Source organism: Viscerimonas tarda (assembly GCF_054601255.1).
In genome coordinates this window covers 52299-66946 of sequence record NZ_BAAHWV010000002.1, presented here as the reverse complement: position 1 = coordinate 66946, position 14648 = coordinate 52299, and the positions used below count along the sequence as shown (strand labels likewise).

General features: G+C 45.1%; 11 protein-coding genes. 5 read left to right on the top strand and 6 right to left on the bottom strand.

What is annotated here, in order from left to right; all coding sequences use genetic code 11:
• Positions 1–7: 7 nt before the first annotated feature.
• Positions 8–2755, bottom strand: coding sequence for a glycoside hydrolase family 2 protein (locus ACYPWY_RS01105; protein WP_459683474.1), 2748 nt, complete (start codon positions 2753–2755; stop codon positions 8–10).
• A gap of 72 nt (positions 2756–2827) precedes the next feature.
• A complete protein-coding gene (locus ACYPWY_RS01100; RefSeq protein ID WP_459683473.1) occupies positions 2828–2953 on the bottom strand; it encodes a hypothetical protein in 126 nt (41 codons plus the stop codon).
• Between the two features lie 152 nt (positions 2954–3105).
• Between ACYPWY_RS01100 and ACYPWY_RS01095 the strand changes: the two genes are divergently transcribed.
• From ACYPWY_RS01095 to rplT, 5 genes are all read left to right on the top strand, one after another.
• The gene (locus ACYPWY_RS01095; RefSeq protein ID WP_459683471.1) at positions 3106–4269 is read left to right on the top strand and encodes a PBSX family phage terminase large subunit; all 1164 of its coding nucleotides are present in this window, start codon (positions 3106–3108) and stop codon (positions 4267–4269) included.
• Positions 4270–4459: 190 nt separating this feature from the next.
• Positions 4460–6406 carry a threonine--tRNA ligase gene (gene thrS / locus ACYPWY_RS01090; protein ID WP_459683470.1) on the top strand — a complete coding sequence of 649 codons (1947 nt, stop codon included), beginning with the start codon at positions 4460–4462 and terminating at the stop codon, positions 6404–6406.
• Positions 6407–6473: 67 nt separating this feature from the next.
• A complete protein-coding gene (infC, locus tag ACYPWY_RS01085; RefSeq protein WP_459683469.1) occupies positions 6474–7121 on the top strand; it encodes a translation initiation factor IF-3 in 648 nt (215 codons plus the stop codon).
• 62 nt (positions 7122–7183) lie between these two features.
• Positions 7184–7381 (top strand): 50S ribosomal protein L35, encoded by a 198-nt coding sequence (gene rpmI / locus ACYPWY_RS01080; RefSeq protein WP_459683468.1) that lies wholly within the window; start codon positions 7184–7186, stop codon positions 7379–7381.
• Positions 7382–7495: 114 nt separating this feature from the next.
• On the top strand, positions 7496–7840 hold the full coding sequence (gene rplT, locus ACYPWY_RS01075; RefSeq protein WP_459683467.1) for a 50S ribosomal protein L20: 345 nt from the start codon (positions 7496–7498) through the stop codon (positions 7838–7840).
• A 591-nt stretch (positions 7841–8431) separates the two neighbouring features.
• Here the strand turns inward: rplT and ACYPWY_RS01070 are convergent.
• The 4 genes from ACYPWY_RS01070 to ACYPWY_RS01055 all read right to left on the bottom strand — a co-directional run bounded on the left by ACYPWY_RS01070 (position 8432) and on the right by ACYPWY_RS01055 (position 14640).
• Complete coding sequence (locus ACYPWY_RS01070) at positions 8432–10654, bottom strand: glycoside hydrolase family 2 protein (RefSeq protein WP_459683466.1); 2223 nt, start codon at positions 10652–10654, stop codon at positions 8432–8434.
• 76 nt (positions 10655–10730) lie between these two features.
• Positions 10731–11276 (bottom strand): hypothetical protein, encoded by a 546-nt coding sequence (locus tag ACYPWY_RS01065; RefSeq protein WP_459683465.1) that lies wholly within the window; start codon positions 11274–11276, stop codon positions 10731–10733.
• Entirely contained in the window at positions 11269–11577 is a 309-nt protein-coding gene (locus tag ACYPWY_RS01060) for a hypothetical protein (RefSeq protein WP_459683463.1), read from the bottom strand. The genes ACYPWY_RS01065 and ACYPWY_RS01060 overlap by 8 nt, the downstream gene beginning before the upstream one ends.
• A 156-nt stretch (positions 11578–11733) precedes the next feature.
• A complete protein-coding gene (locus ACYPWY_RS01055) occupies positions 11734–14640 on the bottom strand; it encodes a glycoside hydrolase family 2 protein (protein ID WP_459683462.1) in 2907 nt (968 codons plus the stop codon).
• Between the last annotated feature and the right edge of the window lie 8 nt (positions 14641–14648).

Below are 14648 nucleotides of genomic sequence, written 5' to 3'. Positions count from 1 at the left end.
AATTTTTTTATTTAGGGATATACTTTATATAAAACGTTCCTCTCAACGGTTCGGCATGGGATGAACTGGCAAACAGATTCTTTTGACTTTGCGGGCCAAAACCTTCTGCCGACCTGAATTTAGAACCTACGGGACTAATGGCGTTCAAGATGGAGAGTTGTCCATCGGGGAATTTACCCAAGGTGTTGTCATTGCCACGTTTTACGGGCTTGTCGGGGGTAAACAGATGCAAGAACAAATCCTCGTCTGCGGCTACAAACTTGATAACTCCCTCATCGGTGTATAAATCGGCTGCATAAAGGTTGGAATAGAAACCTTTAAATTCGGGATATTCCCAGGATTCACCCGTAACGGTATTGTTATAGGCTTTTTCCCATATATTAAATGTAACCCCTTTCATGCGGTTCTTCCAAACGCGGTAAGGGCCGTTCCCCAGCCATTTGACGCGCTGCACCTTGTCCTCGGGGAAGTCGAATGTAACGCCGATGTGGTCGTATGCTCCGCCAATATCGAACGAGTAACTAATTTCAATCCAATCCGAGGGCAACAAGCTAATCTGAATCGTATTGCGGGTCGATTTGCGGGTATCGCCTTTTTTCTTGTAATGGACTTGTGTTGCCGGAGCGCCGCCGTTTGTGATGTCTTTAATCTCTGTTATTTCCATGTCGCCGGACGTAAAGCGGGGGCCATTGGCGAGGGGCAGTATTTTTTCTCCCACTTTTATCTCGGTAATTATCCCGCGTGTTTTATCAATGCTGATGGATGTTTTGCTCACTTCCGGTTTGCTTATCCCTTCCGGTTGGGTAAGCCGTTTAGCGAACTCTTTTGCCGGAGTAATGTTGCGGCTCCATGTATATATTTCTTTGCCGTAAGGGTCGAAAGCGGTAACGTACAAGGCATCGTACAGTTTCAGATCTTCGGGTTTGGTTATTTTCAAAATACCCGAGAAGCCCGGGGCTACATCAGATGCCAGCGTTGCTGCTGCCGGAAGGGCTGTATTTGTTCCTTTCGCATAATCGAACCTGATCCATTTAGCCTCAAAACGGCATTGACTCAGCTGGGTGAAGTGGTAACGGTTTTGCACTTTCAGCTGACCATCGAAGGACAAGGGCAGAAAATTTGTCCCCTCCAGATAAACCGGCGACCAGATTTCCTTGATGGCATAAAAGCTGCCTTCTTTTTCCCTGTATGGCCCTACGATACCATCGGCAGCATGATCGCCATCGGTATCCATTTCGTTATTTTTGTCATTTCTCACCACCCCTTGGTCGGCATAATCCCACAGGAAACCACCGGCGCTCAAGGGATTGTCGTACATTAATCGCCAAAAATCGTCTAATCCGGCTCCGTGTCCGCCGTCATACAGCCCATGAAGAAACTCGGTCGGATAAAAAACCTTATTCCCCTCGAAAAAGAAGTGAGCGCCAACGCCATAAGATATATAATGGTGCGTATTCACATTTTCTTCTTCGAGCCATGGATGAATAACCAGGCGTTTTTGAATGTCGTATCGCGGATAGTTGGGCAGCAATTCGAAGTTGAATCCGCCCTCATTGCCGTTCGCCCACATCACTACCGAAGGATGATTCACATCTCTCAGTATCAGCTCCTTCACCAGTTTCTTTCCGGCATTGGTATCGTAAGCCGATTGCCAGCCGGTTAATTCGTCAATCACGAACAGGCCCAAAGAATCGCAGACCTCCAGAAAATGCCTGTCGGGTGGATAATGCGACATCCTCACGGCATTCATATTCATTTCTTTAATCAGTTGCACATCGGTCAGGCTGAGCGAATAATTCGATGCACGACCTGTTGTAGGCCAATGAGTATGCCTGTTTACGCCCTTGAATTTTACCTTCGCACCATTCACATAAAATCCATCGCCGGGACGTAATTCGGCTGTGCGAAATCCGAATTTTTCCGTAACAGCGTGCAATATTTTACCATCCTTCACGACCGACACTTCCACCATGTAGCGGTTGGGAAATTCCGATGTCCACAACTTGGGATTTGGAAAGTTGGCCGATAAGCGGAGGGAATCGGCGTTCGTTACAGTTTGCCTGATTACATCGCCAAAAGCTTTTCCGTCCAAGGTTTTCAGTTGTGCCGATATTTCAGCCTGTTCGACCGTGTTTCCCAGAAAAACATCCATCCGAAACGCTCCCGTGCATTGCGCATCTATGGCTAGCCTTTCGATGTGTGTTTGTGGCAATGCCTCCAGCCATACAGGACGGAAAATGCCTCCAAAAACCCAAAAATCGGCGTTCCGTTCGGCATTTTCGATGGATTTATTGGACGAGGATTTATGAACGCTTACTTCCAACAGATTGTCTTTTCCGAAGTTCAACAGTTCGCTGATGTCGTAGCGGAAGCAATAGAAAGCCCCCTGATGCATTTCACCGGCGCTTTTCCCATTGATTTTCACTTCGGTATCTGTCATCGAACCCTCGAAAACAATATTCACCTGCTTATCTTTCCAATTGGCGGGCGCCCTAAATTTGTAGCGATACAAGCCGCTTTCGTTCAGCCGTTCTTTATCATGGCCATAAGCGAATTGCCCGAATCCCTGAAATTCCCAGTTGGACGGGACAGGTATCTTTGTCCATTTTCCGCTTTTATTGCCAGCCGTGCAATAAAAATCCCACAAAACAGTATTATCGCTCCCCGTGCCGGATAAATAAAGCGTTTCGGTTTGCCGGGCGCTCATACTAAGGGAATAAATGGATACAAGAATAAATACAAGTTTTTTTCTCATGATATTTAGATTAGTTTCAGCCGGTAAAGATAGAAAAATAATGATTAATGGTTAGGGCAAACCTTAAAAAATTTACTGCTTATGCCTTTCGGTAAAGTTGCTGATATGAGCAGGAGATTTCTCGCTACGCTTCGAAATGACGGTCTCCTTTTTGGGAGAGGGGATGAGGAAATGGCGGCTTTGCCGCCACTTCCTCATCCCTTAAACCACCAATAGGCGAGTCATTCCGACCAAAGGGAGGAATCTCATCCGTAACAGTAGTTCTAAAAAAATTTCTGCCCTGGGTTAATTTGCAACTTTGAACCTTGAACTTTGAACTTTTAGTTTATCTATATCATAAAGAAACGTTTGTGAAAGTAACATCTGTATTTGGACGGAATTTGTTGGCCTATAACCAAAAACACCGCATTATTGTGAATAAGGGTTCTACGCGCTCGTCAAAAACATGGAGCATCCTGCAACTGCTGTATATAATCGCCGAATTATCTGACGAGCAACGGCTTATATCGGTGGTCTCGGAGTCGATGCCACACCTGAAGAAAGGCTGTATGCGCGATTTTGAGAACATGCTTAATCACGAAAAAAAATGGAACGCCAAGCATTGGAATGCCACCGACAAAATTTACAAGGTAAACAAGTCCTACATCGAATTTTTCTCTGCCGACCAACCCGGGAAAGTACATGGACCTGCCCGCGATATACTCTATATTAATGAGTGCATAAATATCGGTTACGAAACCTATCGCCAGCTGGCCATCCGCACAACAGAAACGATTTTCCTCGATTACAATCCCTGCTTTGAGTTTTGGGTGGACGAGAAAGTCCTCCCCCGCCCCGAATCAATCCTCATCCGTTCCACCTACCTTGATAACGAATACCTGACCCCGGCGCAAGTGCAGGAAATAGAATCGAACAAGCACGATGCCGATTGGTGGCAGGTGTACGGGTTGGGAGAAACCGGGTCAAAGGCCGGATTGATTATGCAGAACTGGGACATGGTGGAGAGCCTGCCGTCCAACTACAAAAGCAGGTGGATAGGCATTGATTTCGGGTTCACCAACGACCCGACTTCGATAGTGGATGTGCGCTTGTCGGATGGCGAGCTGTGGATTGACGAGCTGCTTTACGAACGGGGCTGCGACAATATCGCCATCGCACGCCACCTCGAAAAATCGGGAGTAGAACGTTCCGTACCGGTTATTGCCGATAGCGCCGAACCGAAATCCATTCGCGAAATACGCTCCTTTGGCTGGCAGATAGAACCGGCGGTGAAAGGTCGCGACAGCATTCTTCTTGGCCTGTCGGTTCTCAACCGCTACAAAAAGCACATCACCGCCCGAAGCGTAAACATCATTTCAGAATACCGCAACTACCGCTGGCTGACCGACGAATTTGGCAATCCCTCAAACATCCCCTCCGACAAATTCAACCACAGCATCGACGCCCAACGCTACATAGCCCTCAATAAACTGTCGAAACGGAATGGGGATTTTGATTATTATGTGGGGAAATAGGGTTCAAAGGGTTAAAGTTCAAAGTTTCAAGTTCAAGGTTTTGTACGAGTGGGTTTCAAACCTGAAACCTTGAACTTTGAACCTGAAACTTTGCCCTTATTTTATTCCCCAAAAATGTTGTAAAATGGGTAAATTGGATTAATTTTGCAGGTTCAAACAGACTAGTTGTAAAGTCTTAAATGAATTTGTAATGATTAAAATCACATTTCCGGATGGTTCGGTCAGGGAGTTTGCCCAAGGAACCACTTCTATTCAAATAGCCGAAAGCATTAGCCCGCGCTTGGCGCAGGATGTTTTGGCGGCAAAAGTAAACGGCGAAGTATGGGATCTGACTCGCCCGATTAACGAAGATTCGACCGTCAACCTGCTTAAATGGGAGGATGACGATGCCAAACATGCTTACTGGCATTCATCGGCTCACCTCATGGCCGAAGCCGTTCAGGCGCTTTATCCACAGGCCAGATTCGGTATTGGCCCGGCCATCGAAAACGGTTTTTACTACGACATTGATTTTGGCGATACGCCCGTAAAAGATTCCGATTTTCCGGCTATTGAGGCCAAGATGATGGAGTTTGTCGCCCAAAAAGAAGACATTGTTCGTCAGAACATCAGCAAAACCGATGCGGTGAAATTGTTTACCGACCGGAACGAGGAATACAAAGCCGAGCTAATCAGCGAATTAGCCGATGGAACCATCACCACCTACACGCAAGGCAGTTTCACCGATTTGTGTCGTGGCCCGCACTTGCCCAATACGTCCTACATCAAAGCGGTAAAAATATTGAGCGCTGCCGGCGCTTATTGGCGTGGAGACGAAAAGCGGAAGCAATTAACCCGCCTGTACGGAATCACCTTCCCAAAAAAGAAGTTGTTGGACGAATACCTTGTCTTGCTGGAAGAAGCGAAGAAGCGCGACCACCGGAAGATAGGCAAAGAACTCGAATTGTTCGCGTTTTCGCAAAACGTGGGACAGGGGCTCCCCTTGTGGTTGCCCAGAGGAACCCAGCTCCGCCTGCGATTGGAAGATTTTCTGAAAAAAATACAGCGAAAATTCGATTACCAGCAGGTGATGACTCCGCATATCGGCAACAAGCAACTCTACGTTATTTCGGGGCATTATGCCAAGTACGGAAAAGATTCGTTTCAACCGATACACACACCGGAAGAAGGCGAAGAATTTTTGTTGAAACCAATGAATTGCCCTCACCACTGCGAGATATACAAGGTGGCTCCGCGTTCGTACAAAGACCTGCCGCTTCGTTTGGCGGAATTTGGCACCGTTTATCGTTACGAACAGAGCGGCGAATTGCACGGATTGACACGTGTTCGTGGATTTACCCAAGACGACGCCCATATTTTCTGTACTCCCGACCAACTGAAAACGGAGTTCCTGAAAGTAATGGATATTATTTTCATCATATTCAAAGCCCTTGATTTCGAGAATTTTGAAGCCCAAATATCGTTGCGCGACCCCAACAACCGGGAAAAATACATCGGCAGCGACGAAAACTGGGAAAAAGCCGAACGCTCCATCATAGAAGCATGTGAAGAAAAAGGCTTACCGGCAAAAGTAGAATATGGCGAAGCCGCTTTCTACGGCCCCAAACTCGACTTTATGGTGAAAGACGCCATCGGTCGCCGTTGGCAATTGGGTACCATACAGGTGGATTACAACCTGCCCGAACGGTTTGAACTTGAATACACCGGAGCCGATAACCAAAAGCACCGTCCGGTAATGATTCACCGCGCGCCATTTGGCTCAATGGAACGCTTTATTGCCGTGCTGATTGAACATACCGCCGGCAAATTTCCGCTTTGGCTCACCCCCGATCAGGTAGTGATATTGCCTATCAGCGAAAAATTTAACGACTATGCCGAAAGGGTGGCAAGCTACTTCAAACAACTGGATATTCGGGCGCAAGTGGACGACCGCAACGAAAAAATAGGCCGGAAAATACGCGATAATGAATTGAAACGCATCCCGTATTTACTCGTTGTTGGAGAGAAAGAAGCAGAAACAGAAGAAGTTTCGGTAAGAAAACAGGGCGAAGGTGATAAAGGTTCAATGAAATTTATTAACTTTGCCGCTCAGTTGTTGGAGGAAAATGATAAAATGATGAACGCATGGCAGCGTTGATTCATGTATTTAATTAACAATAAACGATATAGCTTAAAAACAAAATAGGAAGAACAAGCATTTTTGAATGAGAAACAGCAGGTTTAACACTAAAAAAGAAGAGCTTCACAAAATCAATGAAAATATTCATGCCCGTGAAGTGCGCCTTACAGGAGACAATGTCGAACAGGGAGTTTACCCATTAAGTAAAGCTCTTCAGATAGCCGACGACCTGGGGCTTGATCTTATTGAGATTTCACCCAATGCCGAACCACCGGTGTGCCGGGTTGCGGACTATCAAAAGTTCCTTTACCAGCAAAAGAAGAAACAAAAAGAGCAGAAAGCTAAAACCGTGAAAGTTGTCGTAAAAGAGATCCGTTTCGGACCTCAAACCGATGACCATGATTTTAACTTCAAACTTAAACATGCGAAAAGTTTCCTTGAAGAAGGCGCTAAAGTGAAAGCTTATGTGTTTTTCAAAGGCCGTTCGATTCTTTTCAAAGAACAGGGAGAAGTGCTTCTTCTGCGTTTTGCAACCGAATTGGAAGATTATGCAAAAGTAGATCAATTGCCTACATTGGAAGGTAAAAAGATGATTATCATGCTTTCGCCCAAAAAAGCTCCCGTAAAAGCAGCAGCAGCGGTTGTCAAACCCAAAGAAAAAATAAAACTGGAGAAGAAAGAAGATGCCCAACCGACGGCGGCAGATTCGGAGCAAAAACAGGAACAAGAATAAACCGTTTGCAGAAAAGCAAACGATTGTTTTAATATAAATTTCAATTATTTAAAAGTAAAAAAATGCCAAAAATTAAGACTAATTCCGGTGCCAAAAAGAGGTTTGCCCTTACCGGATCAGGAAAAATCAAGAGAAAACATGCTTTTAAAAGTCATATCCTGACTAAGAAAACTAAAAAGCAAAAAAGAAACCTGACTCACTTTACAACAGTGGACAAGGTGGACGTGAAGAATGTGAAGAGATTATTAGCATTAAAGTAATCCATTCTCATTTAGCTTTTTAGATTACAGTTTTCATTTAGATTTATTAACCGGATGTATGCAACAAAGAGTTCCGCAGAAAAGAACCGCTAACATTCAAAACAATTTACAATTATGCCAAGATCAGTCAATCATGTTGCATCACGCAACCGCAGAAAAAAAGTATTAAAACTAACAAGAGGTTATTACGGAGCCCGGAAAAATGTTTGGACAATAGCCAAAAACACCTGGGAAAAAGGCTTAACTTATGCATTCCGCGACCGTCGCGCCAAAAAACGCAACTTCCGCGCGCTTTGGATACAACGTATCAATGCAGCAGCTCGCCTCGAAGGATTGTCTTACTCTCGTTTGATGGGCGCTTTGCACAAAAACGGAATAGAAATCAACCGCAAAGTCCTTGCCGATTTAGCGGTAAATCACCCCGAAGCTTTCAAAGCGATTGTTTCTAAAGTGAAATAAAGAATTACACCATATTCTTAAGCCAAACGGGAGCCAATTTTTGGGTTCCCGTTTGTTTGTTTATTCAAGTCTCATAAGCATGAGCCGTTTTTAGAACCTCATTCTTACCTAATTTCATTTAACAAAACAACCTCAGTAGCAATACATTACAACGAATAGTGTAACCACATTACCTCATTGTTCACATGTTTGTATGTTGCTAAAATTTGGTGTAAATGAATGAGGTAATTAGGTCTATATTTTTCTCTATCTGCCTGCTACTGAGGTTGTTTTGTTAAAGGAAATTAGGTAAGAATGAGTTTTCTACCAATATTATGTTCCCCCCTTTGGCGCAAGTTTGCTACTTGTACTTGATATTCAGGCACAAGTTACAAACTTGCGCCAAATGCGCTTTCAGCCTTTACCTTACAGTTATCAAAATTACCATTTTCAAAACGCCCGTTCGCGGCAACGGGCGTATGCCATACGCCCCTACGGGAAATGCGGACGCGGAATGCGGACGTGGCACGCCACGTCTCTACAATGTAATCAGGTTAATCAATAAAATCAGCTACAATCAACGGTTCAGACATATTCGCGGCAACTTTGCATCTAATACCCATACACGCCAAAGTCGGCTGGTTTTCCGGCTCGCGTGCATTTTATGTGCACAATAATATCGTTCTGTCCTTTGCGGAAGTAGTCGAGGTATTGGCTTAGGTTGATACTTTCGTAGTGCCGCCACGAATCAATATAGCGCGATTCGACCCGTTGTCCGTTGACAAATACTTCTACTTCGCCGTTAGACGACAGGGAAAGGTAGTAACCATTGGCTTTTTTATCAATGTTAAATTCTTTTTTGAACCACTTTTCATCGCCTTTTCTCATGTCCACCATGCCCTGCTTTGTTTCCCATTTATCGGCTTTGGTGAACGAGGGCGCTTCGTTGCGTACCAAAATGCTGTTGGTCTGCAAGCGGCTATCATCGTTAAATACCTGAATGACAGGAAGCGGAGTATATAAATCGGCATGAAGTGTTCGCAATACCTGCGGGTCTATTTTGCACAACTCACGGTCGTAGGTCAGCATTCCGTTTACCTCGCCTTCCACATCGGTGGTTTGCGTGTAAACCGCCGCCGCAATACCCGTATAGCGAGCCGCTTTCAGGTTCTGAACCAGTTGAATGTACCGGTCGTACAATTTAATACCGTCGTGAAAAGTTTCGTATCCGCCGCTTTTCCGGTTGGTAAACCACAGGTGATTTTCTATCGGCCACCCCAAACCGCCAAACTCGCCCAGCACAACTGCTCTCCCCGGAAAGCGTTGATAGGGTTCGGCACACGGCCCCGGGTACTGGTGCATGTCATACACATCGCCCACATTGCGGTCTGTCCAGCCGCTAACGGCGTTCACCAAACGCGATGGGTCGTAAGCTTTTACCCAGTTGAAAATACGTTCGGTATCGTACTGTCCCCATCCCTCGTTGAAGTTGACCCACATAACGATGGACGGAAAAAAGCGCAAGTTATCAATCATCGCCTTGAGTTCGGCCTCAAAAAGTTTTGCGGCATCTTTGGGCTTGTCCCAGTCTTTTTCGTCTCGTGGCATCCGGTTGTTTTCGCGTTCTTCGCTGGTTTTAAAGCCCGAGGGCATGTCTTGCCAAACCAGCAATCCCAGCTTGTCGCAGTCGTAATACAAGCGGGCGGGCTCTACTTTGATGTGTTTGCGCAACATGTTGAAACCCATTTTCTTCAGCATCAGCAAATCATATTTCATTGCTTCTTCCGAAGGCGGGGTGAGCAATCCGTCCGGCCACCAGCCCTGGTCTAACGTTCCGTATTGAAACAGGGCTTCGTTATTCAATAGAATAGCTGTTTGTCCGTTACTGTTTTTGCCAATGGAAACCTTTCGCATGGCGCAATAGCTGGTTATTTTATCCAACTCCTTGTTCCCCCGCAAAAGGCTGATTTCCAAGTCGTACAAAAAAGGAGCGTCCGGCGACCAAAGTTGTGCATTTTTTATTCCGGCAACTACCGACTGACCGGCTTTGCCTTCTACTTCGGCAACAAGCTGGTCTCCGTCCTTCACTTTTATTTTCAGCAAGTCGCCTGCCTTGGAATTGGCCACATCCACATTGAAGGTAATTGTCCCGTTATCAATATTCGAGACAGGATAGAAAGACTGTATCGCTGTTTTTTCGACCGGCTCGAGCCATACGGTTTGCCAGATACCCGTTACGGGCGTGTACCATATGCCACTGGGCTTGTTCACCTGCTTACCGCGTGGCTGATAGCCCTCATCCGTTGGATCCCATACCGAGACGATAATCTCCTGTTCGCCTTTCTTTTTCAGGAAAGGCGTAATATCGAAGCTGAACGGAACATTACCGCCGGTGTGCTCACCTGCTTTCTTCCCGTTAATCCAAACAACCGTTTGATAATCTACCGCGCCAAAGTGAAGCAGCGTTTGTTTGCCGCTCCAATTTGCCGGCACTTGGAAGTTCCGGCGATACCACAGGTTATTCTCTTTTTTCACGTCCTTAGCCACTCCCGACAGCGCCGACTCGGCACAGAACGGCACGAGAATCTTCCCATCGTAAGCCGAAACGGTTTTGTTTTCTACCGGACGGATGGCATAATCCCACAGGCCGTTCAGATTCACCCATTCGCTGCGAACCATCTGCGGACGCGGATATTCTTGCCATACCTTGTCTGCTGTTAGCTTTTTGCCAAAAGGAGTCATCATTTTCCCCTCAACCGGTTTCCATTCCTGAGCCAACAGACAAGAAGAAACAAGTATAAATAAAATTGAAAATGCAATTCGTTGAGTTTTCATGGATTGTTCTGATTGGACATTGTAAAAACACAATCAACTAAATAATAAATACTTAAAAAGCTACTCAATAACTACGTCATTCATCTTCATTAGTATTTATAATATCAGGTTTCTTTACTAATTGACTAAAAGCGCTTTTCAAACCAACACCACCAATCATACCTGTCACGAAACTCAAAAATGGCACAAAATATTGGTCTCTGAGGAATAATACAAGAACCATCAAAGCAAATAAAGCCAATCCACCACCCAATAAAAAATATCTCAATGTTTTTTGATTAACAATAGATGTATCTAACACCTTTTCATTTAGCTTTTCTGTAACTCTCAATTTCTCTTTCGCATAATTAAACGAATTTTCCTCATTTTTATGCATTAAGTCTAAAACCTTGCTTTTCTGTTCATCCGTAAACACTGACATATCCAACCCTCCTCTTGGAGTTTGCTGCATCACCATCATTTCCATTTGCTCCAAAGCCATCTTAGTTTTCTTCTTCAAAATATCTGGAAATTCTTCAATATGCTGAACAACCTCGGTTCCATCTGAATCGTTTTCATCTAACACGGAATCATTCATCAATTCATTCTTGTTTTTATTGGACTGTATCGGTACTTTATTCATTAGTAATTAACTGCTGTAGATGCTTTATATAACCTATTCTATTGACTTTAATACGATCTTTACTATTATCGCTCTTTAAAGCAAAATCTAAAGAGAAATTCAGAAAAGAACCAAATTTGTTCAATCTATCTTCCAAAAAATACTCTATTTTTTTATCACAATAAGCATCTGTAACCATCCTCAATAACTGCTTTCTATCATCTTCCGGCAAATCATGTTGAGAAGCGTATGTATTTATTATATCTACAAACGAATTAAACGCTTCCTCCAAAGTTTTGACTTTAAGGCTATTCTTATCCATTTTATACTCCTTTTACCTTTAGTTATTCTTCACAAAGATAAAAAGAAATATTTCTTCGCCCAATTTTCTTATATTTTTTTATTAGGCCTGAGATATTGAATAAATACAATTAGTGTAAAATGATATTAAATTCTTCGTCATCATTACTGAGGTATTTTAATCTACCGGCCCATCCAGCAGCAAATCGTGCTCTGTCTTTTTATTCGAAGCCTTACCATTATCGGAATCGTACAGGCCAATGCCCAATACCGGATAAAAATTCTTCCAGAAAGCCGCCGTTTCCTTCGTATCCAAGGTGTAATCAATGGCCGAAAGCACAATTTCGCCTTTTTCCAAGGGATGCGATACCAATGCTGCTCCTTCGGGTTTTATCAGGTGTTCGTAAAGTACCACTTGGGCGCATTTACGGTTTTCGGGATTGCTGTTGAACAACGACCAATCGGTGCGGGAGGCCGTAAAGATAACGCTGCCTTGTTTGACAAACTCCCCAGCCAATCCTACTTTCTGAATCTTACGGTCGCCTTCCATTTCGGCAAAATACAAATCGGGCAAACCGAAGTATTTTTTCCAGGCCGTATCCTTGCCATACTCCATAGCCGTGGCCTCCCGAGCCGTAATCTCCATTTTTTCGGGCAGGAAGTCGTTGACAGCCGGACTAATCGCTTTGTCGTGAAGCATCACCAGAATCAGCCCGCCATCTTTCTTTATCCTGTCAATCGTCTTCTTCGCATTCAGAATATCAACGGTTTTAATGCTGGCTGCATCTATAATTATCAGATTCGAGGTTTCTTTGCCCGACACAAATTGTACGCCTGTTTTTATCAGGTGTTCTTTCAATTGGCTGTCGTCCTTTCCTATAAAATACGATTTCTGGTATTTTTCAGCCGGAAGTCCGGGTTTCGCAGGAGGTAAAATCTCGGTGAACTTATCCCAGGCACAAGGCTGTGGGGTTGACTTCGACAAGGCAGCCTTTAAAGCCTCAAACATGGGAAGCGGTTTGTATAAAGGCAAGTTGGGGTCTAATCCGGGGTTGAAGGTGGTTACATATGGCGGTATCCGTTCGTATTGATAACCGGGTTTTCCTTCTTCGTAAGGTTTACCGGCAAAAATTCCATCCCTCAGGTTCGGTAAGCGGGAATAATCGTGATAACCCAGATTCATGTGCTCGATGCCAAACCAACATACTTCCGAGGGCGAATAATAGGCCAGATAAGGTTTTGCCATTTCCACCGCATTCTGATAGGCATCTATGGCCAAAGCCTCGCTGCGCCCGTAATACGATTCAAAAGCCTTGTCGCCCGCAAATGGGTACAACTGAATAGGCTTTCCGTAATACGTGGCGCCCGATTCACCTACAATCAGCGGTTTATTCAGGCCTTGCGGCAGGTCGCCGGTTCTCAATCCATGTCCGAAATGCTTGCTCCATACCGGCAGCCGGCCATCCATGTCGCGGTCTCCGTCCAAGGTAATGAAAGCGCGTGTGGGGTCGAGTTTTTTGATGCTGAGCGCCAGTTCTGCCAATTTATCGTCCCACTTGGCGGCTACTTCTTTCGATGGTTTATTCAACAAAGCAATGGCAAACATTTCGTTTCCTGCGCTCCAGCCAACTACCGATGGGTGATTCCGGTCGCGTTGAATCAAGCGGCCAAGATGCTCGTAGGTACGTTGCCAGGTAATATCTTCTTCCAGATTCAGGCGAATTGAGCTACCGAATAAGGCGGTTTCGTCCAATACCATCAGTCCCATTTCGTCGGCCAGGTCGTAATATACACGTGGCCAGGGTTGTGCATGAGGACGTACGGCATTTCCGCCAAAATCCTTAATCATTCTATACCAGGCCCAGGCAAACCGGCGCGAACAGATATACGCGCTGAAAGGATGCTGTATGTCGCCGAAGCATTGAATCTTTTCGCCGTTCAGCAGAAAATCGCTACCGCTTATCGTAAATTGCCTCCAGCCAAAACGGGTTGCCTGACAATCGTAAACATTCTTTTTCTCTTTTACATTCAGCAGCAAGGTATATAAATCAGGGGCATCCGGCGACCATTTTTTCAGGCTGCCATTCACTTTTGTCCTGATTGTTACGGTTTTTGTTTCACCTGCCTGAAGGTCAATTGCCTCAGACGAAACAGTTAATGCCGTGTTGCCCAATTCCCAACTTATTTCGGCGGCCAAAAGCTCGTTCTTTTGGTTGGCTTTGTTAATCCATTCTTTTATGTCGCCGTTCAACGAAACTTTCCGCTTCTTATTCGACTGGTTGATTACCTGTACTTCCAGTTCCAGTTCATCCTTATCGAGCCAGGATTTAACAAAAACCGTCCCCACCCTGATTTCGGGAACCGCAAAAAGAAACACATCCTGCCAGATACCTATCAGGTCGTCGGTATTTGAACCATGCGGATAGGTAGCGCCAAATTTGGTATATTCGGGGTGGCTTTTATCAAACAGTTTGCTGTGGCGGACGCCCAGCAGCAATTCGTTCGTGCCTGTTGCCGCTACATAATCGGTAATATCCACTTCAAAGGGCAAGTGGCTGTCGAAATTCTTACCGGCCTCTTTTCCGTTCAGGTAAACCACACATTCGCCTGCTACTGCCTCAAAATGAACAATCAAGCGTTTTCCTGTCCACGAAGTTGGAATTGAGATATTCTTTCTCAACCAGGCCATCCGCGTGTTTGACCAATGCTCGGGATAACTCGGAAAATAGACGGTGCTGGGAGCGTAAGGCGAATTGGTGCCTTCTCCCACCTTCAATCCCCTACCCCAGTCGTTTACGTTGATAGCCGAAGGTATTTTAATGCGTGTAGGATCCCATTTTCCGGCCACCGGCTTGGTCAGTTCGGGCGGAACACCTGTTCCCTGTTTCCAGCCCGCAGGCAGAGCAACCGGTTGCAATTCCCAATAACCGTTTAAGCAAATTTCTTCCCTGTATGGTTTCTCCTGCGGGGTTATCAAGCCTTCTGCGGGAGAAAGATCACGCTGATATTTTACGCCTTGCGCATTCGCCGTTTGCAGGATGAAAACCGATGTGCAGGCCAATAGTATATACTTTAATGTCTTCATTTTCTTAT

What these genes read in the sequence shown, in the direction of transcription:
- ACYPWY_RS01065 (WP_459683465.1), bottom strand. Translation starts at nt 11,276, where the DNA reads ATGAATAAAGTACCGATACAGTCCAATAAAAACAAGAATGAATTGATG.
- thrS (WP_459683470.1), top strand. Translation starts at nt 4,460, where the DNA reads ATGATTAAAATCACATTTCCGGATGGTTCGGTCAGGGAGTTTGCCCAA.
- rplT (WP_459683467.1), top strand. Translation starts at nt 7,496, where the DNA reads ATGCCAAGATCAGTCAATCATGTTGCATCACGCAACCGCAGAAAAAAA.
- ACYPWY_RS01055 (WP_459683462.1), bottom strand. Translation starts at nt 14,640, where the DNA reads ATGAAGACATTAAAGTATATACTATTGGCCTGCACATCGGTTTTCATC.
- rpmI (WP_459683468.1), top strand. Translation starts at nt 7,184, where the DNA reads ATGCCAAAAATTAAGACTAATTCCGGTGCCAAAAAGAGGTTTGCCCTT.
- ACYPWY_RS01070 (WP_459683466.1), bottom strand. Translation starts at nt 10,654, where the DNA reads ATGAAAACTCAACGAATTGCATTTTCAATTTTATTTATACTTGTTTCT.
- ACYPWY_RS01060 (WP_459683463.1), bottom strand. Translation starts at nt 11,577, where the DNA reads ATGGATAAGAATAGCCTTAAAGTCAAAACTTTGGAGGAAGCGTTTAAT.
- ACYPWY_RS01100 (WP_459683473.1), bottom strand. Translation starts at nt 2,953, where the DNA reads ATGAGGAAGTGGCGGCAAAGCCGCCATTTCCTCATCCCCTCTCCCAAA.
- ACYPWY_RS01105 (WP_459683474.1), bottom strand. Translation starts at nt 2,755, where the DNA reads ATGAGAAAAAAACTTGTATTTATTCTTGTATCCATTTATTCCCTTAGT.
- infC (WP_459683469.1), top strand. Translation starts at nt 6,474, where the DNA reads ATGAGAAACAGCAGGTTTAACACTAAAAAAGAAGAGCTTCACAAAATC.